16 protein-coding genes are annotated in these 25,864 nt (G+C 60.1%); 14 read left to right on the top strand and 2 right to left on the bottom strand.

Translation table 11 applies throughout. The features are described 5' to 3' along the window. Positions 1-38: 38 nt before the first annotated feature. From AC0IYN_RS09650 to AC0IYN_RS09595, 12 genes are all read left to right on the top strand, one after another. Positions 39-671: an NADH:ubiquinone oxidoreductase subunit N gene (locus AC0IYN_RS09650; RefSeq protein ID WP_078046299.1), complete on the top strand. Its 633-nt coding sequence runs from the start codon at positions 39-41 to the stop codon at positions 669-671. Positions 672-817: 146 nt separating this feature from the next. Then, positions 818-2,314 (top strand): YdgA family protein, encoded by a 1,497-nt coding sequence (locus AC0IYN_RS09645; protein ID WP_099491529.1) that lies wholly within the window; start codon positions 818-820, stop codon positions 2,312-2,314. A 300-nt stretch (positions 2,315-2,614) separates the two neighbouring features. Beyond that, on the top strand, positions 2,615-5,095 hold the full coding sequence (pgaA, locus tag AC0IYN_RS09640) for a poly-beta-1,6 N-acetyl-D-glucosamine export porin PgaA (protein ID WP_457238401.1): 2,481 nt from the start codon (positions 2,615-2,617) through the stop codon (positions 5,093-5,095). Positions 5,096-5,107: 12 nt separating this feature from the next. Then, a complete protein-coding gene (pgaB, locus tag AC0IYN_RS09635; RefSeq protein WP_457238402.1) occupies positions 5,108-7,105 on the top strand; it encodes a poly-beta-1,6-N-acetyl-D-glucosamine N-deacetylase PgaB in 1,998 nt (665 codons plus the stop codon). 2 nt (positions 7,106-7,107) lie between these two features. Further along, positions 7,108-8,448, top strand: coding sequence for a poly-beta-1,6-N-acetyl-D-glucosamine synthase (pgaC, locus tag AC0IYN_RS09630; RefSeq protein ID WP_471841210.1), 1,341 nt, complete (start codon positions 7,108-7,110; stop codon positions 8,446-8,448). Between the two features lie 2 nt (positions 8,449-8,450). Then, a complete protein-coding gene (gene pgaD, locus AC0IYN_RS09625) occupies positions 8,451-8,933 on the top strand; it encodes a poly-beta-1,6-N-acetyl-D-glucosamine biosynthesis protein PgaD (protein ID WP_078046304.1) in 483 nt (160 codons plus the stop codon). A 366-nt stretch (positions 8,934-9,299) separates the two neighbouring features. Then, entirely contained in the window at positions 9,300-11,024 is a 1,725-nt protein-coding gene (locus AC0IYN_RS09620) for a ShlB/FhaC/HecB family hemolysin secretion/activation protein (protein ID WP_471841209.1), read from the top strand. Between the two features lie 30 nt (positions 11,025-11,054). Further along, the gene (locus AC0IYN_RS09615; protein ID WP_471841208.1) at positions 11,055-19,610 is read left to right on the top strand and encodes a hemagglutinin repeat-containing protein; all 8,556 of its coding nucleotides are present in this window, start codon (positions 11,055-11,057) and stop codon (positions 19,608-19,610) included. Further along, entirely contained in the window at positions 19,600-20,049 is a 450-nt protein-coding gene (locus tag AC0IYN_RS09610; RefSeq protein ID WP_406597247.1) for an Imm6 family immunity protein, read from the top strand. The genes AC0IYN_RS09615 and AC0IYN_RS09610 overlap by 11 nt, the downstream gene beginning before the upstream one ends. Before the next feature lie 511 nt (positions 20,050-20,560). Then, entirely contained in the window at positions 20,561-21,379 is an 819-nt protein-coding gene (locus AC0IYN_RS09605; RefSeq protein WP_406597248.1) for a hypothetical protein, read from the top strand. An 88-nt stretch (positions 21,380-21,467) separates the two neighbouring features. Then, complete coding sequence (gene lepB, locus AC0IYN_RS09600) at positions 21,468-22,256, top strand: signal peptidase I (RefSeq protein WP_457238405.1); 789 nt, start codon at positions 21,468-21,470, stop codon at positions 22,254-22,256. Positions 22,257-22,363: 107 nt separating this feature from the next. Further along, entirely contained in the window at positions 22,364-22,996 is a 633-nt protein-coding gene (locus AC0IYN_RS09595; RefSeq protein ID WP_406597250.1) for a hypothetical protein, read from the top strand. Between the two features lie 63 nt (positions 22,997-23,059). On the opposite strand, the gene AC0IYN_RS09590 is transcribed toward AC0IYN_RS09595, so the two are convergent. After that, a complete protein-coding gene (locus tag AC0IYN_RS09590; protein WP_406597251.1) occupies positions 23,060-23,647 on the bottom strand; it encodes a hypothetical protein in 588 nt (195 codons plus the stop codon). Positions 23,648-23,663: 16 nt separating this feature from the next. Further along, positions 23,664-24,275, bottom strand: coding sequence for a hypothetical protein (locus AC0IYN_RS09585; RefSeq protein WP_406597252.1), 612 nt, complete (start codon positions 24,273-24,275; stop codon positions 23,664-23,666). A 270-nt stretch (positions 24,276-24,545) separates the two neighbouring features. On the opposite strand from AC0IYN_RS09585, the gene AC0IYN_RS09580 reads away from it, so the two are divergent. Both AC0IYN_RS09580 and AC0IYN_RS09575 read left to right on the top strand, forming a co-directional pair. Beyond that, complete coding sequence (locus tag AC0IYN_RS09580) at positions 24,546-25,127, top strand: hypothetical protein (RefSeq protein ID WP_406597253.1); 582 nt, start codon at positions 24,546-24,548, stop codon at positions 25,125-25,127. A 38-nt stretch (positions 25,128-25,165) separates the two neighbouring features. After that, positions 25,166-25,846: a CsgG/HfaB family protein gene (locus AC0IYN_RS09575; RefSeq protein ID WP_078046324.1), complete on the top strand. Its 681-nt coding sequence runs from the start codon at positions 25,166-25,168 to the stop codon at positions 25,844-25,846. Positions 25,847-25,864 lie beyond the last annotated feature (18 nt).

The following is a 25,864-nucleotide window of genomic DNA, read 5'->3' as shown; positions in this document are numbered from 1 at the left end:
CCTGACACTGCTCGCGTTTGCTCATGGGGATTCCAATAATGAAAAACCCTTATGCTCCCGCTTTCTGGTGCGTGTGTTTCGCACTGGTGTTGTTATCGGCTGCCTATTTCTACGGCGTCATGCTGGCTCACCAACTCGACAAGGCCATGGTGTTTCTCGACAGCGCCTGCCTGGTGATCGGCACCCTGTCCATCGGCGTTGTGGCCTGGGCCTCCTACCAGAATCAACGAGTGAAAAAAAAGCTCCTCGAACAAGGCAAGACCCGCGTGGCGATCTGGGACACCAAGGTCGCCTTGCGCCGGGTCGAGACCGTGTTCGACCGCTATTTCTGGGGCAGCTATTGGCAGCCGGGGCGTACGTTCCAGGAAGTCATGGGTGACCTCACCGGCACGCCCCTGGAAAAAAGCCTCGAAGTCCTGAAAAAGCAGTGCGTAGCCCTTGACCAGCAGGTCGCGGATGGTAGGCACTGGCTGAATAACGCGCGGGAATTGTCCGATGTGGCAACCCAGATGGCCCGCGAGCGCTACCAGTTGGATTTTTGTGACCCCAAGGCCGACACCCCCGGCAATGCCGTGATACACCGCGAGTTTGAGGTGTTGGTGTACACCTGGACGGCGCGGCTGAAGAGTTTTGACCACCAGTTGGATGAAATTGAGCTGGAGTATTCCTGAACTACTACTGAACTGATCCCTCTGAAAAGCTGGGCCGTTCGCGGCCGCCAGTGCTAATCTTCCCCCGTTTTCGGCGGGCTTGAGCCAATCCCCTCGGGGTTCAAGGAAGACAGCCCACTTCTCACAGGATTTGATCAGGTCACTTCATGAATAAGCCAGCAGTCGTTCTTTTGGGTTTTGTTGTCGCCGTCGGCGTCGTCAGTGCAGGCGGCGCCTGGTACACCGGCAAGCAGCTGGAGCCGGTGCTGCAGACGGCTGTGCAGGACGCCAACAAGGAACTGCAACGTTCCATGGCCGGTGTCGACGGCACCGTTGCCCTGGAGCTGGTGTCCCTGGACCGTGGCCTGTTCAGCAGTACCGCGCATTACCGCCTCAAGGGCCAGGGCTCGTTCTTCGGTGAACAGAACCCGAACCCCGAGCTGCTGATTGTCGACCATATCGAACACGGCCCGCTGCCGTTCTCGCGCCTGGTGTCGCTGAAGTGGCTGCCGGTCATGGCCACCAGTCACTATGCGCTGGAAAAGAACGCCACCACCGAAAAATGGTTTGCCGCCGCCAAAGACGTGTCGCCGCTCAAAGGCGTGGCCAATATCGGCTACAGCCGTTCGGTCACCGGCAACCTTGAATTGCTGCCGCTGGAATTCAAGGACGAGACCTCCTCGGTGAGCTTCTCGGGCCTGAACCTGGATTTTGACAGCACCGCCGAGGGCAAGAAGGTCAAGGTGGATGGCTATATGAACAGCCTGAAGCTGGACGTAGTCGACGCCAATGGCGCGCCGTTCAACGCCGAGTTCGCCGGCCTGACCGTCGCCAGCAACCTGGAGAAATCCACCTTCGGTTTCTACACCGGCCAGAACACCGTAGAGCTGAGTGACACCAAGCTCACCTTTGGTCCGCAGAAAGCCGTGCTGACCCTCAAGGGCTTCGAGCAGAAAGACTCCAGTGAGATCAACGACAACAACATGGCCGGCCGTGTCGACTACAAGATCGACGAGATCGGCTACCAGGGCAAACCCGTCGGCTCTGCTGCCATGGCCCTGAGCTTGAAAAACATCGATGTGCCGTCGGGCCTGGTCCTGACCAAGCTCTATCAGGACAAGATGCAGCCGGTGCAAGCCGCTGCCGCCGCTGGCCAACCGGTGCCGGAGCTGCAACTGACCGAAGCCGAGCAAACCCTGGCCGAAGCCAACGTCAACCAGTTGCTGGCCGCCAAGCCGCACCTGGCGCTGGAAAACCTGTCGCTGAAAACCACTCATGGTGAAAGCAAGTTCAACCTGGTGCTGGACCTGGCCAAGCCGACCTCCATGGAACTGCCGCCGGTTGAACTGGGCAAGCAAATGGTCTCGCTGCTGGACGCCAACCTGACCCTGTCCAAGCCGATGATCGCCGACGTTGCCGCCCTGCAAGCGCAGGTCGGTGGTGTGACCGACCCTAAAGCCATCGAGCAGCAATCCCAGATGGCCAGTGAAATGGTCAGCGGCATGGCCGTCGGCACGCAGTTGGCAACCCTGGTAGGCAGCGACGTGGTCTCCAAGCTGCACTACGCCAATAATGAAGTGACCTTCAACGGCCAGAAGATGACCGTCGAGCAGTTCATTGGCTTCGTGATGTCCAAAGTCGGTGCGGTAGGCGGCGCGCAGTAACTATTTAGCCATCACCCTGAAATAAAAAATGGGGGAGCGGGGTTGCCCGCGATAAGGGTCAAACAGTCGGCGCTCATGCCGGCTGGCAACCTGTTATCGCAGGCAAGTTCGCTCCCCCATTCGTTTTTCAGATTTGCCGGGCAATTCTGAACAATTGTTCTGACTTGTCCTTTTTCATACAGTCGTCGGGGATAGTTCCTACAGGAAAGCTAGGTCGGGTCACGAGACGCCGACGCCCTGATGCAAATCGCTCAGGACCACCTATCGTTACAGCTTTCCGTGTGTAAGGAAGCTCACGATATGCTGCGAAACATTCCACTCAGTGCCTCAGGCCGGTTACGGCTGCTCATCGGGGTAACCTTGTGCAGCCAGTTGCTGATGCCCACCTTTGCCATGGCCGACCCGGCCTATGACGCCCTGATCATCCAGGCGCGCAACGGCAACTTCACACCCGCCCTTACTCAATTGCGCCAGTTACCTGCCGAGCGCCAGACGCCAGGCCAGATCAGCGATCACCTGGTGATTGCCGGTTGGGCTGGCCAGGATGCCGAAGTGCTGAAGGTGTACGAGGCCCAGGGTCAGAACCGCAACCTGAGCGCCCAGGCGCTGGCCACGGTCGCGAAGACCTATCGCAACCAGAAGCAGTGGGCGCAGGCCGAGGCGGTCTATCGCAAGGCGCTGCTGCGTGAGCCGAACAATGTCGACCTGCAACTGGGTCTGGCCCTCACCCAGGCAGACGGCGGTAAAGCCAGCGAAGCGGTGCAACGCGCCCGCGCGCTGGTTGCCGCCAAGCCTGACGACCCCAACCGGCGCATGGCCCTCGGCTACGCGCTGACCCGCGCCGGATTGCAGTTCGACGCGCTGAATGAATTCGACCAGGCGTTTATCCGCGCCGGCGACAAACCGGAAGTGGCCCGCGAATACATCGTCGCCCTGCAAAAAGCCCGCTTGCCTGAGCCTGCGCTGCGCCTGTCGGCCCAGCGGCCAGGGCTTGTAGACCCTGTGACCCAACGTCGCCTGGAAGGCGACCTGGCTGCCGAGCGCGTGCGCATGGCCGAGTTCGCCACGCGTTCCGAGAAGGAACGCTATGTCATCGCTGACCGCGCGTTGCAGGGTTACGACCAACTCCTTGCCCGTTGGACCCCGGACCCTACCGCCCATGACGACGTGCTGACCTGGCGCATCGACCGCCTGGGCGCGCTCAAGGCCCGGGCGCGCACAGCGGACGTGATCCGCGAGTACGAAACCCTCAAGGCCGAAGGTGTGCAATTGCCCACCTACGCCGTGCGTTGGGTGGCGGCGTCCTATCTTGACCAGCGCCAGCCGGAAAAAGCCGAACCGTTATACCGCCAGGCGCTGAGTGCGCCCGACGCCGAACCCGATGACCGGGTCGAAGACACCACGGCGTTGTTCTACGCATTGCAGGAAAGCGACAAAGCCGACGATGCGCGCGAGGTCGCCAACACCCTGGCCAAAAGCCAAAACCCACGGGTTGAACTCAAGGGCTTGCCCGTTGGCAACCCCAGCGACGCATGGATGGACGCGCAGCAACTGTCTGCCCAGGCTGGCGTCTTTGGCGGCGACCTGCCAGGCAGCGAGGCCGGCCTGGAAGCGCTGGTGGCCAAGGCCCCAGGCAATGTCGGCTTGCGCCTGGCCCAGGCCGATATGTACCGCGCCCGCGACTTGCCACGGCGCGCCGAAGGCATTCTCAAGGAAACCGAAGCCCAGGCCCCGCGCGACATTGGCCTGGAAGTGAGCCAGGCCTACACCGCGATGGACTTGCAGGAGTGGCGCCAGCTCGACGTGCTGACCGATGACGTGGTCGCACGCAACCCGGATAACCGCCAGGTGCAGCGCCTCAGCCGCCTGCGCGATGTGCATGACATGGCCGAGCTACGGGTCGAGGCCTACACCGGCAAAAGCTTCGGCGGCGGCAACAATGGCGATGCAGGGGCAGTGTCGGGGAGCCGTGACTGGGGCATAGAAAGCCGTCTCTACACGCCACCCATCGACGAAGACTGGCGTCTGTTCGCCGGTGCCGGCTATGCCCGCGCCGATTTTGAAGAAGGTACCGGCCAGCACCGATGGCAGGTTGTCGGCGTCGAGCGGCGTACCCGCGACATGACCATTGAAGCCGAGGTCTCCAACCACTCCTACGGCGATGGCTCCAAACAAGGTGCCGCCGTGTCGATTGCCCGCGACATCAATGACAACTGGCAATACGGCGGCAGCCTGGGCTACCTCCTGTCCACCACGCCCCTGCGGGCGTTGAATGACGGTGTCACAGCCAACGGCGGTAGCGGTTTTATCCGCTGGCGCGCCAACGAAAGCCGTGAATGGAAGCTGACCCTCAGCCCCTCCCATTTCAGTGATGGCAACGACCGGTTCGAAGCCTTGCTCAGCGGCCGCGAAGGCCTCTACAGCTCGTCCAAAGTGCAAGTGGACCTGGGCCTCGAAGTGGGTGCCAGCCGCAACAGCAAGGAAGACACGGTCTACTTCAACCCGAAGTCGGACTTCACCGTGTTGCCTGTCCTCAATATCAACCATGTGCTCTATCACCGCTACGAGACCCAGTGGAGTCAGCAGTTCCAGGTCGGTGCGGGTACGTATAGCCAGCGGGATTATTCCACCGGTGGCATCGGTCTGGTGGGCTACGGCCAACGCTTTCGCTGGAACGATGTACTGGACGCCGGCGCCAACCTGAGCCTGATCAGCCGACCTTACGACGGTGATCGCGAACGCGATCTGCGCCTGCTCGTCGACCTCACTTACCGTTTCTAGAAGAGCCTGACCATGACCGTCCTCAGCCGATGCTTGTTGATTCTGGGCGTAATGCTGGCCAGTGCCTGTGCCCAGCAACCCGCGCCTTTCACTCCACCCGCCGAGCGGCCGACACCGGCCAACGAAGCGCCGTGGCCGAAAAACCATTTCCTGGGCATTGCCTACCACGACGTCGAGGATCGCGACCCCGATCAGGCGGTGGTGGCGGTGCGCACCGAACGTTTGATCGAGCAGTTGGCCTGGCTGCGCGAGAACGGCTACCAGGCGGTCAGCGTCGACCAGATCCTGGCCGCCCGCAACGGTGGGCCGGCGTTACCGCCCAAAGCCATCATGCTCAGCTTCGATGATGGTTATTCCAGTTTCTACACACGGGTGATGCCGATCCTGCGCGCCTACCACTGGCCAGCGTTGTTGGCGCCCGTGGGCTATTGGATCGATACGCCACTGAACAAACCGGTGGATTTCGCTGGCCAGCCACGGCCGCGTGGCGAATTCCTCACCTGGCAGCAGATCCGCGAAGTGTCCCAGTCAGGCCTGGTGGAAATCGCGGCGCACACCGATGCCAGCCACACCGGCATCCTCGCCAACCCCCAAGGCAACCTGGAGCCGGCGGCGACCTCGCTGCGCTTTGACCCGGCCACGGGGCGCTATGAAAGCCAGGCGCAGTTCGATGCACGGATGCGTGCCGATGTGGTGGCGATCTCCAACAAGATCCAAAAGGTCACCGGCAAGAAACCGCGTGTGTGGGTATGGCCGTACGGTGCAGCCAAGGGCACTTCACTGGCGATCGTCAGCGAGCAGGGCTATCAGATGGCCCTGACCCTGGAAGATGGCCTCGACAGCTCGAATGACTTGATGAACAGCCCACGCTTCCTGGTGGCCTCTGACCCGGACGGCGAGCACTTCGCCAACAGCATCGTCGCGGCGCAAGCCAAGGCACCGCTGCGCGTGTTGCACGTGGACCTGGATAACGTCTACGACCCGGACCCGGCCCAGCAGGCCCGCAACCTCGACCAGCTGGTGCAGAGGGTGGTCGACATGGGCGCAGGCACCGTGTTCCTGCAAGCGTTCGCCGATCCCAAGGGCGACGGCCTGGTGCATGAGCTGTACTTCCCCAACCGCCACTTGCCGGTACGTGCCGACTTGTTCAACCGCGTCTCCTGGCAATTGCACACCCGTGCCCATGCGGCGGTGTATGCCTGGATGCCGGTGCTCAGTTTCGCCCTCGACCCCAAGCTGCCACGCGTGACGCGCTGGGACCCGGAAACCGGCAAGGTCGGCCTCGACCCGGACCAATATAAGCGCCTGTCGCCGTTTGACCCGCAGGTGCGCAAGATCATCGGTGAGATCTACGAGGACCTGGCACGCAACAACGCCATCGACGGTGTGCTGTACCACGACGACGCCGTGTTCAACGACTTCGAAGATGCCAGCCCGGCCGCGCTCAAGGCGTATGCCGCCAACGGCCTGCCAAACACCATCGAGGCCCTGCGCGCCGACCCGGCCGTGATGCAACGCTGGACGCGCTTCAAGAGCCGCTACTTGATCGACTTCACCAACGAGCTGACCGCCAAGGTTCGCGCCATCGGTGGGCCGCAGGTGCAGACCGCGCGCAATATCTTCGCCGAGCCGATGCTCAATCCGGGCAGCGAAACCTGGTTTGCGCAGAACCTCGATGATTTCCTCCAGACCTATGACTGGACCGCACCCATGGCTATGCCGCTGATGGAAGGCCAGGAATACAAGACCTCCAACGCCTGGTTGGAGAAGCTGGTGGCAACGGTGAAATCGCGGCCTGGCGCGTTGGAACGCACGGTATTTGAACTGCAAGCCAAAGACTGGCGCACCAAAGAAGCGCCGGATATCAACGCCAAGCAAATGGCTGAATGGATGGGTGTGCTCAAGCGCCAGGGTGTCACGAGTTTTGGTTACTACCCGGACAACTTCCTGGAAAACTCCCCGGACCTGAAGACTGTGCGTCCGGCCCTTTCCAACCAATGGAACCCTTGACCATGTTCGACAGAATCCTGGCTTTATTCGTGCTGGCATTGGTATTGGGCGTGCCCCTGGGCCTGATCTTCCTGGTCACCGGGCAGTTCCTGATGGACTTCGTGTTCTTCTACCCGCTGTTCATGTCGGCGTTGTGGATCGCAGGCGGCCTGTATTTCTGGCTGCACTGGGAGCGCCATTGGCCATGGGAAGAAGACACTCCGGCCCCCACCTTGGCCGGCAACCCGCTGATCTCGATCATCATCCCTTGCTACAACGAAGGCGATAACGCTGCCGATACCATCCACGCGGCGCTGGGTCAGATGTACCCGAACATAGAAGTGATTGCGGTGAACGACGGCTCCAAGGACAACACCGCCGCCGTACTCGACGCCCTGGCACTGGAGAACCCGCGCCTGCGCGTACTGCACCTGGCGCAGAACCAAGGCAAGGCCGTGGCCTTGCGCATGGGCGCAGTTGCCGCGCGCAGCGAGTACCTGGTGTGCATCGACGGCGACGCGTTGCTGGATAAAAACGCGGCGGCCTACATGGTCGCGCCGATGCTCGATAACCCGCGCCTGGGCGCCGTGACCGGCAACCCGCGCATTCGTACACGCTCGACTTTGATCGGCCGCGTGCAGGTGGGTGAGTTCTCGTCGATCATCGGTTTGATCAAGCGCACGCAGCGGGTGTTCGGCCGGATCTTCACGGTGTCGGGTGTGGTGGTAGCGTTCCGTAAAAAGGCGCTCGACCGCATCGACTACTGGAGCACCGACATGATCACCGAGGACATCGATGTCAGTTGGAAGCTGCAGCTCGATCACTGGAGCATCTTTTACGAGCCACGCGCCCTGTGCTGGATCCTGATGCCCGAGACTGTCGGCGGCCTGTGGAAACAGCGCCTGCGTTGGGCCCAGGGCGGTGCTGAAGTGCTGTTCAAAAATATCCGTGGCATCTGGCAATGGCGCCATCGCTACCTGTGGCCGCTGTTGTTCGAATACTGCCTGTCCACCGGTTGGGCGTTTACCTTCCTGTTGTCGGTGATCTTCTACGTGCTTGGCAAGTTCATGGTGTTGCCACCGGCGATCGCGGTGGACTCCCTGGTCCCGCCAGCGTTTACCGGCCTGGTGCTGGCGATGGTGTGCCTGTTGCAGTTTGCGGTGAGCATCATCATCGACCGCCGCTACGAGAAAGACCTGTGGAAGACCCTGTTCTGGACCGTGTGGTACCCGATGGTGTTCTGGCTGGTCAGCCTGTTCACCACCCTGGTCAGTTTTCCCAAGGTGCTGTTCAACCAGCATCAGAAGCGTGCGCGCTGGGTCAGCCCTGATCGCGGCATCAAACCTACTGAAGAGGAGGCGTGATCATGAAACTGGTCAGAACTCGCCAACGTACGGTGATGTGGATCATCGATGTGCTGTTGACCCTGATGGCCTGGGCCGGGTTGATCTGGCTGCTGGCGCGCGGGATAAGCTCGATGCTGGAAACCCACGGTGGACCGCGGATCGAGGCGCCGATTTTTGCAGCCCTCAACACCCTGCAGATCTACCTGTGGATCGCCCTGTTCAACGCCGTGATCCTGATCAGCTGGGCGCGCTACCAGCAGCGCCGAGGCCGCAAGTTTGCCCAGCGCCGGGCCGAGGCCAAGGCCCTGACCGACCAGAACCTGAATGAAAGTTTCAGCCTGGGCGAAGGGGACTTGGAGCAGCTGCGTCGTCCGGGTGTGCTGGTGATCCATAACGACGAGGACGGCGGTGTTGCCGAAGTGAAATCCCACGTATCCCGTGATGTGGAGAAGCCTGGGCTGACCCTGGTGCCGGGCAAGGACCAGAATAAAGACGCCAGCTAGGTAAAGGCTGGAAGGGTCGTTCCCATGCAAGGTGGGAACGATCTCGTTTAATCCCGACAAATGGGATCCAATTCACAAAACCGCCGCGAACTTTTCTGCACTTTCCGGTACTAACTTATCTCGGCAAGAACTTGATGGCCAACTAATGGCAATTTATAAGTTCTCCGACGAATCGCGATCAATAGTGCTGCCGCTTGTCGGAATAATAGATCCGATTACAAGTTGCATGACCTTTTGATTATATTAAGTCGTTATCAATCAATGGCTTGTGGTGAAAACTAGTACGAGCGTCTAACTAACTCGGCTTTTTGAGTGGGTACAAGTTCGATGTTAGTTTGCCCGCCGTTGATTTTCGATGGATCGAACATGTCTTTGTTATTGCCACGGACCCGGTACCTGCTGTGCACTTTCCTGCTCGCTTATTTGAGCCTGAACAGCGCCATGGCCGCCCCTACGCCTGGGGATCAGGACCTGATCCGCGACCGGCAGAACCGCCTTCTCGAAGAGCAGCGCCGGCGCCTGGAAGAGCTTCAGGACCTGCCCGGCAAAGACACCAAGCCCCAGGCCCCGGCGCTGCCGGCGGATACCCGTTGCTTTCCCATCCAGGACATCGAACTCAAGGGCGCCGACAGCCTGTCCGCCGCCGACCGCATGCAGCTGCTCAAACCCTATATCGGCCAATGCCTTGGCGTCGCGCAGCTCAATCAGTTGCTCAAGGTCATCACCGACTACTACATCACCAAGGGCCGCGTCACCAGCCGTGCCTATCTGCCGCAACAGGACCTCTCCAGCGGCCACCTGCAGGTGCTGGTGGTGGAAGGCAAGCTCGAAGGCTTGAAGGGCGCGCAGGGCAGCAGCGTGACGGATCGCGAGCTGGCGATGGCGTTTCCCGGCAAGGTGGGGGAGGCGCTGAACCTGCGGGAAGTCGAGCAACTGGTCGACCAGCTCAGCCGTTTGCCGTCCAAGCAGGCGCAGATAGAACTCACGCCGGGCAGCCAGATTGGCGGCAGCGAAGTACTGGTCAAGAACACCCCGCAAAAACCCTGGCGTGCGAGTCTGTCGCGCAACAACGATGGCCAGAAAAGCACCGGCGAACAGCAATGGGGCGCGGGCCTGGAATGGGACAGCCCTTTGGGCCTGGCCGATCAACTGATAGTGCGCGGCGGCCACGACGCCATCAGCGACCATCAGAAAACCTCGAAAAACAGCATGCTCTACTACAACCTGCCGTGGGGTTGGTGGAACTTCAGTTACACCTACAGCGAGAGCGACTACCGCACCCCGGGCGAAGTCGATGACTTCAAGTACAAGCAATGGGGCGACAGCCAGAACCACCAATTGCGTGCCGAACGCGTGGTGCACCGTGATGACGTGAGCAAAACGTCGGTCAACGTCGGGCTGTCCCACCTGCGTACCAATAACTACATCAACGACACTCGCCTGGACGTCAGCAGCAACCGCCTCAGTGAGTTCCAAGTGGGCATCAGCCACGGGCGGCGTATCGCCAGTGCCTTCGTCAACCTGGATGTGGGTATGCAGAACGGCATTGGCGCCTTTGATGCCCAGAGCAATAGCCAGTTTCGTGATGGCTTCGGCAACCTGACGGCCACCACGAACTACCGCAAATACACCGCCACCGCCAGCTACCTGCAGCCGTTCACGCTGTGGGGCGAATCGTTCAGTTTCACCAGCCTGGCCACCGGGCAGCGCAGTGAAGACGTGCTGTATGCGCCGCAACGCATGAGCCTGGGCGGGTCGTACTCGGTGCGTGGTTTCAAGGACCAGCAATTGACCGGCGACAGCGGTGGCTACTGGCGCAACGACCTGCGCTGGACCCGCCCCGTGAACATCGGCTGGCTGCGCCCGGCCTTCCTGGAGTATGGCGCCAGCGTCGGTTACGACCAGGGCGTGATCCGCAATGACCGTTACAACGACACCCAGCACGGCCGGGTGTCGAGCAACTCCGTGGAGTTGTTCGCCCGTGGCAAATACGTCAGCTCCAGCGTGACCTTTGCCCACTCCCTGGAGCGACCTGGCGTGGTGACCGAGCGCGAAGCGCCGATCTATTTCCGCCTGGATTTCTACCTGTAATTCAACGCCCGCTGCCTTGAGATTTTGAATATGGATGTTCGTCCTGCTTCTGCCCTGAAAAGCCTGTCCCAGCGTGGGCTGGCATTGATCCTGGCCAACGCGCTGTTCTGGCAGCCATTGCTGGCGAGCGCCGAAGGCATCGTGGTCAGCGGCCCGGGCACCACGGTGGGCCAGGCAGGCAACGGCGTGCCGGTGGTGAACATCGCCACGCCCAATGGCAGCGGCTTGTCCCACAACCAATTCAAGGACTACAACGTCGGCCCCAATGGCGTGATCCTCAACAACGCCACGGGGATGGTGCAGAACACCCAACTGGGCGGGATCATCGTTGGCAACCCGAACCTCAAGGGCGGCGCGGCGAATGTCATCCTCAACGAAGTCAACGGCGGCAGCCCCAGCCAGTTGCGTGGCTACACCGAAGTGGCGGGGCAGTCGGCCAAAGTTATCGTGGCCAACCCCTACGGCATCAGCTGCAACGGCTGTGGGTTTATCAACACGCCCAACGTCACCCTGACCACCGGCAAACCCGTGATCGACAAAGTCGGCCGCCTGGACCATTACCAGGTCGACGGCGGTGCAGTCACCATCGACGGCAAGGGGCTGAACGCCAGCAACGTCGACCGCTTCGAGATCATCACCCGTTCGGCCAAGATCAACGCACAGATCAACGCGCGCGAACTCACCGTGATTGCCGGGCGCAATGACGTCGATGCACAAAGCCTGAAAACCACCGTACGCGCCGATGACGGCAGCGCCAAGCCGGAGCTGGCGATCGACTCGTCGGCGCTTGGCGGCATGTACGCCGGCGCCATCAAGCTGGTGGGCACCGAAGCCGGCGTGGGCGTGAAGCTCGACGGTACGCTGGCCGCCAGTGGCGGCGATATCCAACTCGATGCCAACGGCCACCTGAGCATGGCGCAGGCGGCTGCCAGCGGCGCGGTGGACATCAAGGCCGCCAGCCTCGACGCCCAAGGGCCGGTCTATGCCGGCACCACGCTCAAAGCCAACACCAAGGGCGAGTTGAAGAACCGCAAGAGCCTGGCTGCGCGCGACAGCATCACCCTGGCCAGCAACGGCCAGCTGACCAACAGCGGCATCATCGAAGCCGGGGTCAACGCCGACAACACCCGCAACGCTGGAGGTGACGTCACGCTCGACAGCCAGCACATCACTAACACCGGCCGGGTGATTGCCAACCGCGCCCTCACCGCCAATGTTGCGCAAAGCCTGGATAACCAGGGCGGCACCGTCAGTGCCAAGCAGGCGTTGAACATCACCGCCACTGGCATCGACAACCGCAACAAAGGCCAACTGCTCAGCGACGGTGTGCAAACCCTCAATGTCAGCGGCCTGCTGGACAACAGCCAGGGCGGCATCATTGACAGCACGGGCGCCTTCACCCTGCACGGCAACCGCCTGGACAACAGCGCCGGTAATCTCACCGGGGCCAGCGCCATCACCCTGGATTTGCTCGGCGACCTGATCAACCGCAATGGCAAGCTGGCGAGTGTCGGCCCGTTGCTGATCCAACGTGCCGCCCACGTGGACAACCAGGGCGGCAAGCTCGCCAGCCAGGGGCTGTTGACCCTGTTCGCCAGTAGTGTTGATAACCAGAATAACGGCACCCTGGCCGCCAACGACGGCTTGAGCCTGACCGCCACGGGCCGGGTGCAAAACGGCGGCAATGGCTTGATCCACAGTGAGAAGGCCGGCCTGACGATCACTGCCGGCACCCTGGATAACAGCGGTGGACGCATCGCCGCCAAAGCCGGTGATGCGCTGATCGACGCCACTGACTTCAACAACGGCAGCGGCAACCTGTTCGCCCGTGATCGAATCGGCCTCAGCGGCTTGAATGTGGATAACGGTGGGGAGATCGCGGCCAACCAGGTTGATTTGAAACTGCTCGGCACCCTGACCAACCGTGGCTTGATCGAAAGCGCCACGACCCTCAACGTGGACACCGCCAACCTGGCCAACAGCGGCCAGATGCGCGCCTTGGGCACCGCCGGGAAAACCCGCTACGCCATTGGTGGCTTGCTCAATAACAGCGGCAGCCTGGACACCGCCAACGACCAGTTGAGCCTCGCCGCCGGCACCTTCCAGAACACGGGCGGCAAGGTACTGCACGTGGGCACGGGCGTCCTCGACCTCCGCGGCATCAGCCTCGACGACGTCGGCGGTAGCCTGATCACCAACGGCGACCTGACCCTCGACAAAGCCAACTGGACCAACAGCACCGCGATCCAGGCCGGGCGCCTGACCGTCAATGTCGACACCCTGCAACAGACCGCCACCGGCAAGCTGCTCGGCACCCGTGCGCTGGTCGGTAAAGGCCAGGACTGGACGTTAGGCGGCACTGTCGCCAGCCAGGGCAGCCTGGACCTGTCGGTGGGCAACCTGCTCAATGATCACGGCTTGATCTTCAGCGGCGGCGACATGAACCTGCGCGTTGATCGCCTCAAGAACCTCGCCGCCAATATCTACGCCATGGGCAACCTGCGGGTTGATCGCGATGGCCAGGGCGGGCTGGCCACCAGCATCATCAACAGCTCGGGGACGATCGAAAGTGAGCGCAACCTGACGCTGGCGGCCAGTACGATCCAGAATATTCGCACCGTGCTCAGTACCGAGTCAGGCATCTACAGCGCCGCTATCACACCCGTAGCCTGTATCGAGGGCGTGACCGGCGGTGACTGTGACGGCGGCAAGCAAAACCGCCCCTTCCAGATTACCCAGCGCGAACACTTCATCGTCAAGGACGCCTCAGCCGCTTCCAGCATTAACGCCGGCGGCAATATGTTGCTGACAGGTGGGGAGTTGCTCAACAGCAGCAGTAGCATCGCGGCTGGCGGTAACATGAGCGTGCGCGTCAACCAACTGACCAACGTCGGCCTGGTGACTCATGACACCCAGTACGACCGCGTGTTCATGTCTGACCGCGAGCGCAAGCCGGAGGGCTGGTACCTCTATGCCGTGAACTTCACCGATCAGTATTCTGTCGACGGAACAAAGTACAACGCCAACAACCTTGGTGGTCTGGAAGGAGGCATGGCCACGTTCATCGGCGCTATGCAGAAAGAGCTGAAGGACCTGCGCAAGACCACCGAGCTGGCGCCCACCGACCAAAGCTACGCCGCCGTCATCCAGGCCGGTGGCGCTGTGGAGGTAGTGGCCCAAGCGGGCATCGATAACAGCGTGGTACGCGGCGGCTACACCTACGTGGGCAGCGGCGCCAACACCCAGGCGCCGGGCTACTCGACCCAGGTCAGCCTCAACCCGCAACTGCCGCCGGACATCGCCCAGCAGCAGGTCAACCCACTCGGCCTGCCGGGCTTCGACCTGCCCACCGGCGAGAACGGGCTGTTCCACCTCAACGACGGCAAGGGCGTGAACGGCCTGCCCACCAGCCAGTTCGCGGCTAACCCGCATAAGTACCTGATCGAAACCAACCCACTGCTCACCGACATGCGCCAGTTCATGAGCTCGGACTACATGCTGAGCAAGCTCGGCTACGACCCCGACACGGCACAGCGTCGCCTTGGCGATGGGTTCTATGAGCAGCGCCTGATCCAGCAAGCCGTGCTCGCCCGTACCGGCCAGCGTTTCATCGACGGCCAGACCAGCGACGCCGACCTGTTCAAGCACCTGATGGACAACGCCATCGGCAGCAAAAGCGCGCTGAACCTGTCGGTGGGCGTGAGCCTCACCGCCGAACAAGTTGCGGCCCTGACCCATGACATTGTGTGGCTGGAAAACGCCACCGTCGCCGGACAACAAGTGCTGGTGCCGGTGCTGTACCTCGCCCAGGCCGGCAACCGCCTGGCGCCCGATGGCGCATTGATTTCCGGCAGCGACGTCAACCTGATCACCGGCAGCAACCTCAATAACGCCGGCACCCTGCGCGCCACCGGCAGCCTTCTGGCCAACGTCGGCGGCAACCTCACCAACAGTGGCTTGATGCAAGCAGGCGGGCGTCTGGACTTGCTCAGCGGCAACAACCTGAGCAACCGCGCTGGCGGCGTGATTAACGGGGGCGACGTCAACCTCGTAGCCGGTGCCGAGTTGCTCAATGAGCGCAGTGTGACCACTCACGAAAGCGCGAGCGCCTACCGCACCGAACGCAGCGATTTCGCCGACAGCGCGGCGCGTATCGAGTCCGCTAACGCACTGGCACTGAAAGCCGGCGGCAATATCAACAACGTCGGGGGCGCGCTCAAAAGTGGCGCCGATACCACCGCTCAAGCAGGCGGTGACGTCAATATCACGGCTGCGCAAACCCTCGACAGCGGCGCCATCGGCACTCGCTCAAACTACAAAACCATCGCCCAACAAGGCTCTGTGGTCGATGCCGGTCGCGACCTTCATGTGGTTGCTGGTCGCGACATCAGCGCCATCGCCAGCCAGGTTGAAGCCAGGCGCGATATCAACCTGGTCGCCACCCGTGACTTCAACGCCATCGCGGCGGCCAACGAGCAGCATTCGTCGTTCAATTCGAAAAAAGTCAAACGCATCGAGGACCACGTCCAGCAAGTATCCAGTGTGATCAAGGCGGGCGGCGACGCCAGCGTGAGCGCCGGGCAAGACCTGCAACTGGTGGCCAGCCAGGTCAATGCCGGCAACGAAGCGTACCTGGTGTCCGGTAAAAACCTGAGCTTGCGCGCCGCTGAGGATCAGGACTACAGCTTCTACAGCAAGACCAAGAAGACTTCCCAGGGCAAGAAATTCCGCCTGGACGAAACCGACGCCGTGAACAACGTCGGCAGCCTGGTCAGTGCGGGGACGAACAGCACCGTCGTAGCCGGCGCAGACCTGTTGCTGGCTGGCAGCGCCGTCACCGCCGAAAAAGGCGCGACGCAATTGGTCGCGGGTCAGGACGTGAACATCCTGGCGGTGAGCAATTCTGACAGCGCCCGCCATGAGCGCAAGGAGAGCAAAAGCAGTTGGGGCGGGCTCAAGGCGAGCAAAGTCCAGGACAAGGTCGACGAAAAACGCACCACCGCCGTGGGCAGCATGGTCTCCGGCGAAACCGTCACCGTCGTGGCCAAACGCGATGCCACAGTCACCGGTTCGTCCCTGGTCAGCACTGGCGACCTTGCCGTGCAAGCCGGGCGTGACCTGACCATCGACGCGGCGCAAAACACCTTCGCCCGCACCGACATGCACAAGGAAAAAAACCGCGACCTCACCGGGGTGTTGACCGGCAACAAGCTCGGTCTGGATGACATGACCGGCAACCAGAAGCTGTACATCAACAGCTCGAAGCACAACGGCACGGCCAATGAGATGACCTTGACCGGCAGCACTATCGGCTCGAGTGCGGGGAACGTGTCGTTGACGGCGGGGCGTGAGCTGGCGGTCGTTGCCAGTGATCTGGTGAGTACCAAGAACATGGAGCTGAGTGGCGCCAATGTCACCGTTACCTCCGGTATGGAAACCGCCAGCCAGACCAGCAAGGACAGTTCCAAGAGCCTGGCGGTAGGGCGGGTGATCGCGGGCTCGGTGGTGGACACCGCCGCCAGCATGCGCGACGCCGTCAAAGCGGCCCGTAGTGCTGATGACCCACGACTCAAGGCAGTCAAAATCGCCCAGGCGGCCCTCGCCGCGTACAACCTGAACGGCCAGGCCTCGGATGCCAATGCGCAAAGCTCCGGCTTTAAAAACAAAACCGGCGGCACGCCCGGCAACGGTTCGCTGATCAAGATCGGTACTGAACTGGCTAATAATCGCAGCAAGAACAGCAGCGAATACAACAGCGTCACCGCCAAGCAGAGCACGCTCAACGCAGGGCAAGACTTGTCGATCGTTGCCACGGGCGCTGCGACGGGAACTCAGGGTGATATCCAGATCACTGGCAGCAGCTTGAGAGCCGCCAACACCTTGTTGTTAGCCAAAAACGATGTGTTGATGCAAAGCGCACAAAACACCACCGACCGCAAAAACGAAGGGTCGAAAAATAAAACCGCTATTGGTGCCAGCTTCAATATTGGCGAGCAAAACGGCTTCACCCTCGACCTCGGTGCGCAGGGTGCCAGGAACAATGGCAACGGTAGCTCCGTCACTCAGGTCAACAGCACCCTGGATACAGGCAGCCTGTTGTTGCAAAGCGGTGGCGATACCACCCTGAAAGGCGCCCAGGTTCGTGCGGACCGCATCAAGGCAGATATTGGCGGCAACCTCAATATCATCTCCCTCCAGGACACCGAGTCGTCGCGCAGCAAGCAGAGCAGCGCAGGCTTCGGCGCGAGTATCTGCATCCCGCCGTTCTGCTATGGCTCTACCGTAGCGGGCTCGGCGAACCTTGCCGCCGCCAATATGAACAGCGACTACAAGGGCGTGACCGACCAGAGCGGTTTGTATGCGGGCACGGGCGGCTACGACATCAATGTCGGCAAGAGCACCACCCTGCAAGGCGCGGTGATTGCCAGTGAAGCGTCAGCTGATGAGAACCGGCTCAGCACTGACCGCCTGATCTTCAGCGACATCAAGAATGTCAGCGAAATCAAAAGTCAGTCTGCCGGTATTTCGGTGTCGTCCAGCAGCACCAGCGGTGCCTCGATGGGCGGCAGCATCCCGATAGCGCTCAAGGAAAAAGACCATAGCTACACCCGTAGCGCGGTCAGCAAAGGCACGATTGTGGTTCGCAATGCCGATGGCGCCAATGACCTGGTGGGGTTGAATCGCGACACCGCCAATGCCAATCAGAAACTTGACCGGCCAGATGAGAAGGCCATGCAGGAACGTATCGACCTGATCCAAAGCTCGGCGCAGTTGGCCAGTGGGGTGATCAGTGCGGTAGGCAGGGCGAAGGCCGATGAGGCCAAGAAGCTTGGGCAGGCGGCGAAGGAACAAGCAGACGCAGGCGCGCCTAGTGCTGCTGATACCGCCCGTGCCGCTGATCTGGCTTATTCGGAAGCCAAGCGGTGGCAGTTCGGCGGCGACAAGAAAATGATGGCCGATATCGCGACGGGACTGATCGCCGCGGGCCTTGGTGGCGCGCCCGTCGGTACGACAGTCGGTATCGTTGCCAATACAGCTTCCAGCGAGATCTTCAAGCGCGTGGGTGATTACGCCGAGGCGCAGTCCCTCAACCCGAAATCGGACGCGGCCACTCGAGCCGCATGGGCTGAAGGTGGAGCAGCACGTGTCATGTTGCACGCGTTGGCAGGGGCGGCCATTGGGTTGTCCAGCGGCAACGTACAGAGTGGCGCGTTGGGGGCCGGTGCTTCTGCTGCGTTGATGCCCTCGATTGCAAAGGCGCTTGAGAACAGCAAATTATCTGAGGCCAGTCAGGACAACATAGCAGCGTTGGTTGCCACCGGGATCGGCGCTGGAGCAGGCGCCGGGAATGGCACCGGCGGCGCTGCTGTCGGTAGCGGGACCGGTTACGGCGTCGAAGTATTCAATCGACAGCTTCACCTGACCCAGGAGGTGCCGCTACTCAAGAAGAAAGCTGAAGAGTTAGAGAAAACCAGGCTCAAGCCGAAATCGGATGCCTCGTGGGAAGACTTGCTGCGTATGGCAGCAGGATCAAAGGTCGATGCCGTCGAAAACGCCCGTTTAGACGCACTGGAAAAGAACTGGGGCAACGACCCGACGCGGGATTGGCTGGATCGTGATTTGGTGATTGCCAGAGGCGCGATTCAAGAATTGGCTGATCAGAAGATTCCATTAACGTGGAAAGACGGTACCCCAATTATTGCCAATGGCTCTGCGGTGTATGCGTTCAATTCGACCAAAGAGCAGTTTGTAGACACAAGCCTGTTTAATGGTCTGGGCAAAGGCCTTTATGGCGAATTGCCCTTGGCTGACAAATGGGCTCAGTACGGTCGGGAGCAGGCAGATGCTCATGCGACGGAAATCATTAACGTCTCGACCAACGACTTGGCTTCAAAAGACGCGATGTCGAGGCTGTTGGTACTCGCCAGGAAATCGGCTGAACCGGTCACGGTGGTGGACGATACATTGCTCTCCCTCACCGGTTTACGTGTGGGAGCGAAGGTCTCGGAGATCGTTGCCGTTGCCTTGGCGAAACGGAGATTGGCGAAGGAGGAGTCGGGCGAGTTTTTCGCCCTCGCGACAAAAGATGATCTGGATATCGCCAGGGCCAAATACAACTTGCCAGATGGGAATACCATTGGCGTCGCACGTACTGATATTCCTGGACTTGAAACGCAAGTGATCGAAGGCCTTTCACCGGTACTGCGTAAAAATGCCGGTTTGCCAAGTCTTGACGAGTTGTATGGCGAGTCTAGGCTGATTAAATCACCGTATAACAACCCACTGTTCACGCGTCACGCGGAGGAAGACCTGTTCAATAATGTGGCGGGCAAGATCGATAAAAGTGGGCTGACGTCTGCCCAGTTGGACGGACGTGTACTGGATGTAAAAATTTCCAATGCCAGTGGTATTTGTAATAAGTGCAGTGCCGGGCTGGTGAATAATACGAATTTGAACGGCGTTGTTAAACAGTTCAGCGAGCGTTATCCTACTGTGCTCTTGAGGGTGACGGCGCAAGACGGACTGGCGATGCCGAATCGTCTTACTGTACTGGTTAAAGGTGGGAAGATCGTCAATGGACAATAAGCAAGTATTGGCTCTCGTCAATGATCTGCCATGGACTCAGAAGGCGACTATTTTTCTTCGGGTTATTGATCACGTATTGAATAGCTTTTCTACGCAGGTGGCGACGCAAGAGAAATGCCGTGAGGCTGTAAAGTTGTGTTGGTCATGGCTGCAAGACCACAGTGTAGAGCCTGATCGGCTGGCCTACTACTTGGACTCGGAAGAGATGCAAGACGGCCCCTTGGCCGAGCATCTTTTTGTCGAGGGCAGCTTAGAACAGGACAGTTTGATTTTGGTGTTATTGGTAGTTGGTTTTTTCGCACACGAGGCTTATAAGCAAGCAGGACGTTCGAAAGAAATGTCCGCGGCTATAACTGAAGCGGACGAAGGTGCTGCCGAGTACATTGTTGATTATATTGCCAGGGTCGGGTTGGTCGATAAGCTAAGTACTTATTTGTGAGGAGGGGTAGAGACCCGTCCGGCTTGTCTATTTGAGAAAAATGGAGAAAAAGGGAAAGATTTTTTAATACTTACCGGTCAGGGCCAAGCCTAAATAAATCCGTCCCTTTTTTTAGGGAGTTTATAACCATTTCAACAATGACCGTGGCGGTTACAACCCGGTCAAAGAAATATTCAATGAGATTCCTTGCGGGTATGGGCCAGCGGCCAGAACCCCAGTCAGCAAATACTCGAAGATGCGTTCAGCGCGGTGAACAGTCGCTTTGTTAAGTCTGCCCGTGAGGCAGGTCAGGAAATTGCCCAAGTTCACCATTGGAACTTCGGCAAGACAGATTTCCCAACGCAGATCGTTGACCCTCGCCATCTTGTGCCCGTACCTTCGCGCGAGGCTCATCAACTGATACACCAACAAACGAGCGCGACCTCTAACATCTGGGTGGGGCCTATTTCTCCGTTGCACCGAATAGAGATCCCCGAATGGTCGACGCCCCTGGCGCCAAAACGGTGAAGGCATGAACGTTAAAACAGCATTGGAAGCGCTGGGGTTACCCCACGCGCTGGTGGCCTGCGCCGATGGAAGCATCGACCCGCCCATTTGCACGCTGCAGGCCCCTGCCGAGTGGTATGGGTTTCCACCTGCGCTGATCCCGATATGGAGTGACGGATCTCGGCCTACCTATATTGGGTACTGGAAGCACTGGTTTGTTGATCGTGAACCCACCTTCGTAAAAATGTACGTTGGCAGCGACCGAATGACCGTCGAGATCGCCCGCACGCCTGAGCAACTGATGGCCGTGCTCGCCATGATGTCGATGAGTCTTGAGGAGGGTGTCACGCCCGAACTTGAGCAGTTCGCCAACGCGGTGGGGCTTGATTGCCTGGACGCATTGGATGCGCAGTCGTTGAAAAGTGGCGACGACCCCAAAGGCTTTGCCAACGTCGAACCGTTCAAGACGTTGACGCCACTGGCCAGTATTGCTGACGGCGCAACACGTTACACCGGAAACTTCCCGAACCCGTCCGACCCAACCCCTGATTGGTGGAAAAGCAGCTGCTATTTTGAAGTTGTCGACCAGCACATGCCGGTGCCCAAAGGCGTGGAACTGCCCGCGTGGTTTGATCCTGAACGCGAGAAAAAGCCGTTGTTCGAGGCTTATATGCAAGCGGGGCGCCTTGACTGCGCATGGCTGACCTTGAATTCCACTGGCTGGTCCATCGCCGATGCACGCCAGGCACTGGTGGCGTTGCAGGCTCGGGCCGGTGATGAACGCTTTGATAACGTTGTCGACTATTGGTTGTCCATTGCGGATCTGGATGCCGGAGGCTATTGAACTTGGCTGATTCGTAGCGGTTAAAGGTTACGTGCAATGGCGAGCCACGCAGTAACATGCGCGCCCGATGGCCTTATCAAGGATGATCATGAAACCTGTAAAACTCTCCCTCCAAGCCTTCCTCATGTCCTGCCTGGTAGCCGGCTGGGGCCTGGTGTACGTCGATCGCATCAAGTGGGGCATCCGCGTCGCGGCACTCTTGTACACCGGTATCATCCTGATGGGCCTCTGCGGGGTGATCGCAACACCGGTCGGGTTGTATGTGCTGTTGGGCTTTATCATCGCGGTGAAGCTGGCGTCGGCGGTTGCGTCCGCCGTTTTGGCACGCCGCTACACAGGCGCGCTGGATGTACCGCGTAAACGGTTCCACGCGCTCTACGTTGGCGTGCTGATCGTGATCACCTTGATTCTGCTGACCGTGCTTCGGGCGCCGTTGCTGGGCTTCAATACGTACTTCGTGCCGACAGGCTCGATGGCTCCCACAGTGTCGGTTGGCGATTACATCGTGTCCGACCTCAAGGCCGGTGCGCCCAAGGTCGGCTACATCGTGGTGTACCGCTGGAATGGCACCGAGGCGATCAAGCGCGTGGCGGGCATCGGCGGCGATACCTTGGCCATCGTGAACGGCGAGTTGATCCGCAACGGCGAAAACCTCGGCTTCTTCCACGCACCGGCAGACCGGGTCAAAGGCGCTGAGTCATTGACGCTGGCACCGGTAAAGGTCGAACCGGGTCACGTTTACCTGCTGGGTGACAATCGCTACAACAGCAACGACAGCCGCTTCATGGGCCAAGTCCCGGTTGCAGAGGTGGTGGGCAAGGTCACCGGGATCTGGTTCTCGAATGATCGCGCACGTATCGGGACGTTATTCCCGTGAGCCTTCAGACGCTCGGTCAAGTACACGGGCACGATTGAGAAAGAGTGTGAGCCCATCGGCGCCCGCTCAAGACAGACACAAACACCTTGAACCAGGAACAACACCGCATGGACGTCAACAACACCGCTAAACGCCCGACGATTCTGGCCAGTATCGGCCGACGCCGGGCCGCGCTCATCCTCCTTTGCCTGGCGACACTCGCAGGTTGCCAGGGTGTTCCCTACCGAGGCGCCGAAGATCAGGCGCGGATCAACACCGACTTGAAACTGGGGGCGACACCTTCCCAGTTCATTCCCTTGCGTTGGGCTTACTCGGACTATGGCATTCAATCCGGTACCCAGACAAAGGATGCGGTTGCCGTGGTGCAGCCGGGCCGGGTCACGCTGGTGGGGTATGAGGGCGGGCACTATGTGAGCCAGGCCAGCTTCCCGGTGGCGTCGGTGGACTGTGCCTACATCTTCGAAAGCGAGGGCAGTGACAGGCCGGTGTGGCTGCTGCAAAAAGAGCGCTTCGTGTTCCTTTCGCCGAGCGACCATCGTGGCAATGGCGACATGGCCAGGCGCGTGCAACTGGTCAAGGAACTGGGCAATAGCGGTTTCAAATTGCAGCGCGATGCCCAGGGCCCGGCCTACCGCCCGACCGGGAAGTCGGAGCGCAAGTTGGTGCTCAATACCGTCGTTGGTCATCACATGGAAGAGGTCGCCGAGAACCAGGCTTACAACGTGTGCCGGCCTCAGTGACCCTTTGAATAGCCTGTGTGGCAAAATCGTTTGCCACACAGAACGGCGTGCGCCCGTGCCGGTTTACAGCAACTTGCGTTGTACTGCTTCGTCCAGTGTGCTGCGCGTCAACGTCTCGACCACTTCCCGCGTATCGGTCTGGAACGGCAGGCCCACGATCAGCACCAGATGCACCCAGGTGCGCACCGACTCACTCTTTTTGACCCGGCCCAGCTCCTTGCCGTCCTTGTCCTTGAACACGGTTTCAAGGGTAAAAATGTTTTTCGCGGTAGTGGGGATCACGAAGAATGTGAAGCCGGTAATGAACGCCGAAACCGGGCTGTATTCTTCATTGTTGTGCAGTGTGGCCTCCACATAGAGGTCCGAGTCGGCCTTGTCGGTGCTGACCCGCGAAAAGCGGTTGGACTGTTGGAAGGTGTCGGCCACAGCCTTTTCCCACAGCACTACCGGGGCGCCGACTGCCGCGTTGCCCGGGCCGCCGTTGACATGGTTTTGCGCCGTGGTGCGCACGTACGCCGTAGGTTTTTGCGCCGGGGCGTTAGCGGTCGGTGGCCAGGTCTGTACCGCTGGCAGTTCGTGTTGCGAGTAGGACACGCAGCCGGTCAGCAGGACCGCCGCGAGTACCAGGCTGTGTTTGATCAATCCTTTCATGTGTTGCTCCTTGAAACTAAGGTTTCGCCAGTTTGGCGGTGGCGGTGTCGAGCAATTGCGCGATCAGTTTGGTCAGTTGCTGGCCGCCCATCGAAGGCGCCCAATACTGGCCGCTGTAAAGCCCGACGTTGTGTTCGAACGTGATCGACTCCTTTGCCGACGCCAGTTCCTTGCCGTCGCGATCGACGATGACCAAGTCGCCAGCCACGTCAAAACTGTCCACGTAGATCGGGCCGTTGACCCAGATCCAAATGGTCAGCGTCAGCAACGCGCCGGGGACGTAGGCCGGGTGCGGGGCGCGATGGCCCTTGAGGGAAGTCATGTTGAATTTGAGCGTGACGTCGTGCTCACCCAGGCGTACCGGGTACTCGGTGACCTGCTTGAAATAACCCGCCGTGCGCACGTATTGGTTGATCTGGGCCGTCAATGAGCGGCTGATAGCCGTCTTGTTGGCTTCGTTGACGTCGGCGGCATTCACCGTCACATCGGCGACTTGTGCACTGCGCGCGCTGCTGGTGGAAACCGGATGGAGCGGGGCGCCGATGGGGCCGGTGACGGTGTAGGAGACACAGCCGGTCATCGACAGCGCGGCAAGGAGCACCGTCGCCCGTAGGAGGGTTTTCGACACGTAATATCCCTATAAAAGAACGAACTAAGCCACTGTCTCGTCCTTTACGGGCATAACTTGAGCACGCAATTTTATTTATCAGGATGAGGCAAAGCGCCATCATTGTTTTTGTTTGGCACACAACGTCTTAGAGACTGACGCCACGGGCTTATGCGCCCGCGCCAGTAAAACGGCGCCATCCGTGCGCCAAAACAACTTGAGAACGGCTTTCAACTCCGTAAAATGCCGCGATTGTTTAAAGCACGATACTTTTCAGGGACGAATTCAGACATGCGTGTGTTTGTCGTATTTCTCACGGCCTGCCTCATGGCGGGCTGTGCCTCCAAGCCGGATTACTACATCTCCCCGGTGCCGGTGACCATTCCCAAGACGGCTACCTATTGGCTCGACAACTTCGATGTTGAGGTCAGGGGTAAAAACGAGCGCTTCTTGCCGGATGACAAAGTCCGCCAGCAACTGGGCGTCGACCTGATCGATCGCCTGCTCAAGGCCAAGCGTTACGCTACCAGCAAGGCATCCGCTGACTACATCCTGGATATGGACGTGATCTACGCCCGGCGTATTCAGGACACCCAGGGCGGTTTGGTCAGCCCGCTTATCGAAGACAACAAGTACCTGGTCGGTGTGGACTTCAACTACAAAGTCACCGTCAGGAAAGGCGATGCCGAAGTCCTGCACTTCGCCCAGGCGCGCGAAGGTTTGATGCCTGCCGGTGCGGTTGGTCATTGGCAGAACCTCAAGACGGTCGGCGGGATTCTCACCCGCAGTGGCAACGCCAACGTAGAGCCGTTCTACACCGGTCTGTTGAGCCGCTTTATCGTCGATGATTTACGCAACATTCCGTCCCGCTAGTTCATTTGCAGAACAAACTTTCACTCCAGGAGCACCCCGTGAAAACACTGTCCAAAATCCTGCTGTCCGGCCTCACCGCCGCAGCGCTGCTGACCGTGGCCGGTTGCGCCACGGAGAGCAACCGCGCAATGCCGGTGGAACAAGTCGCCAGCGCCCACGTCGCCTACTCCGGCGTGCGTGTGCCGATTGCCGTGGGCAAGTTCGACAACCGCTCCAGCTACATGCGCGGCATTTTCTCCGACGGCGTTGACCGCCTCGGTGGCCAGGCCAAGACCATCCTGATCACGCACCTGCAGCAGACCAACCGCTTCAGCGTGCTGGACCGCGACAACATGGGCGAAATCTCCCAGGAAGCCGCGATCAAAGGCACCGTGCAGAAACTCAAGGGTGCTGACTACGTCGTGACCGGCGATGTGACCGAGTTCGGCCGCAAGGAAACCGGCGACCGCCAGCTGTTTGGCATTCTCGGCCGTGGCAAGACCCAGGTGGCCTACGCCAAAGTCGCGCTGAACATCGTCAACATCAGCACGTCCGAAGTGGTGTATTCCACCCAGGGCGCCGGTGAATACGCGCTGTCCAACCGTGAAGTGGTCGGCTTCGGCGGCACCGCCAGCTACGACTCCACCCTCAATGGCAAGGTCCTGGACCTGGCCATGCGCGAAGCCATCAACCGCCTCGTCGACGGCATCAACGCCGGCGCCTGGAACCCGCGCAACTGATCAGCAGCACCTCAAGGA

This window comes from Pseudomonas sp. AC112, assembly GCF_979253545.1.
The sequence above is the reverse complement of the archived record's forward strand: the minus strand, read 5'-3'. Positions and strand labels throughout refer to the sequence as shown.

Bases quoted from the DNA above. Each gene is read 5' to 3' on its own strand.
- AC0IYN_RS09650 (WP_078046299.1), top strand. From the start codon at position 39: ATGAAAAACCCTTATGCTCCCGCTTTCTGGTGCGTGTGTTTCGCACTG.
- AC0IYN_RS09645 (WP_099491529.1), top strand. From the start codon at position 818: ATGAATAAGCCAGCAGTCGTTCTTTTGGGTTTTGTTGTCGCCGTCGGC.
- AC0IYN_RS09605 (WP_406597248.1), top strand. From the start codon at position 20,561: ATGAACGTTAAAACAGCATTGGAAGCGCTGGGGTTACCCCACGCGCTG.
- pgaB (WP_457238402.1), top strand. From the start codon at position 5,108: ATGACCGTCCTCAGCCGATGCTTGTTGATTCTGGGCGTAATGCTGGCC.
- lepB (WP_457238405.1), top strand. From the start codon at position 21,468: ATGAAACCTGTAAAACTCTCCCTCCAAGCCTTCCTCATGTCCTGCCTG.
- AC0IYN_RS09595 (WP_406597250.1), top strand. From the start codon at position 22,364: ATGGACGTCAACAACACCGCTAAACGCCCGACGATTCTGGCCAGTATC.
- AC0IYN_RS09615 (WP_471841208.1), top strand. From the start codon at position 11,055: ATGGATGTTCGTCCTGCTTCTGCCCTGAAAAGCCTGTCCCAGCGTGGG.
- AC0IYN_RS09580 (WP_406597253.1), top strand. From the start codon at position 24,546: ATGCGTGTGTTTGTCGTATTTCTCACGGCCTGCCTCATGGCGGGCTGT.
- pgaA (WP_457238401.1), top strand. From the start codon at position 2,615: ATGCTGCGAAACATTCCACTCAGTGCCTCAGGCCGGTTACGGCTGCTC.
- pgaD (WP_078046304.1), top strand. From the start codon at position 8,451: ATGAAACTGGTCAGAACTCGCCAACGTACGGTGATGTGGATCATCGAT.
- pgaC (WP_471841210.1), top strand. From the start codon at position 7,108: ATGTTCGACAGAATCCTGGCTTTATTCGTGCTGGCATTGGTATTGGGC.
- AC0IYN_RS09590 (WP_406597251.1), bottom strand. From the start codon at position 23,647: ATGAAAGGATTGATCAAACACAGCCTGGTACTCGCGGCGGTCCTGCTG.
- AC0IYN_RS09610 (WP_406597247.1), top strand. From the start codon at position 19,600: ATGGACAATAAGCAAGTATTGGCTCTCGTCAATGATCTGCCATGGACT.
- AC0IYN_RS09620 (WP_471841209.1), top strand. From the start codon at position 9,300: ATGTCTTTGTTATTGCCACGGACCCGGTACCTGCTGTGCACTTTCCTG.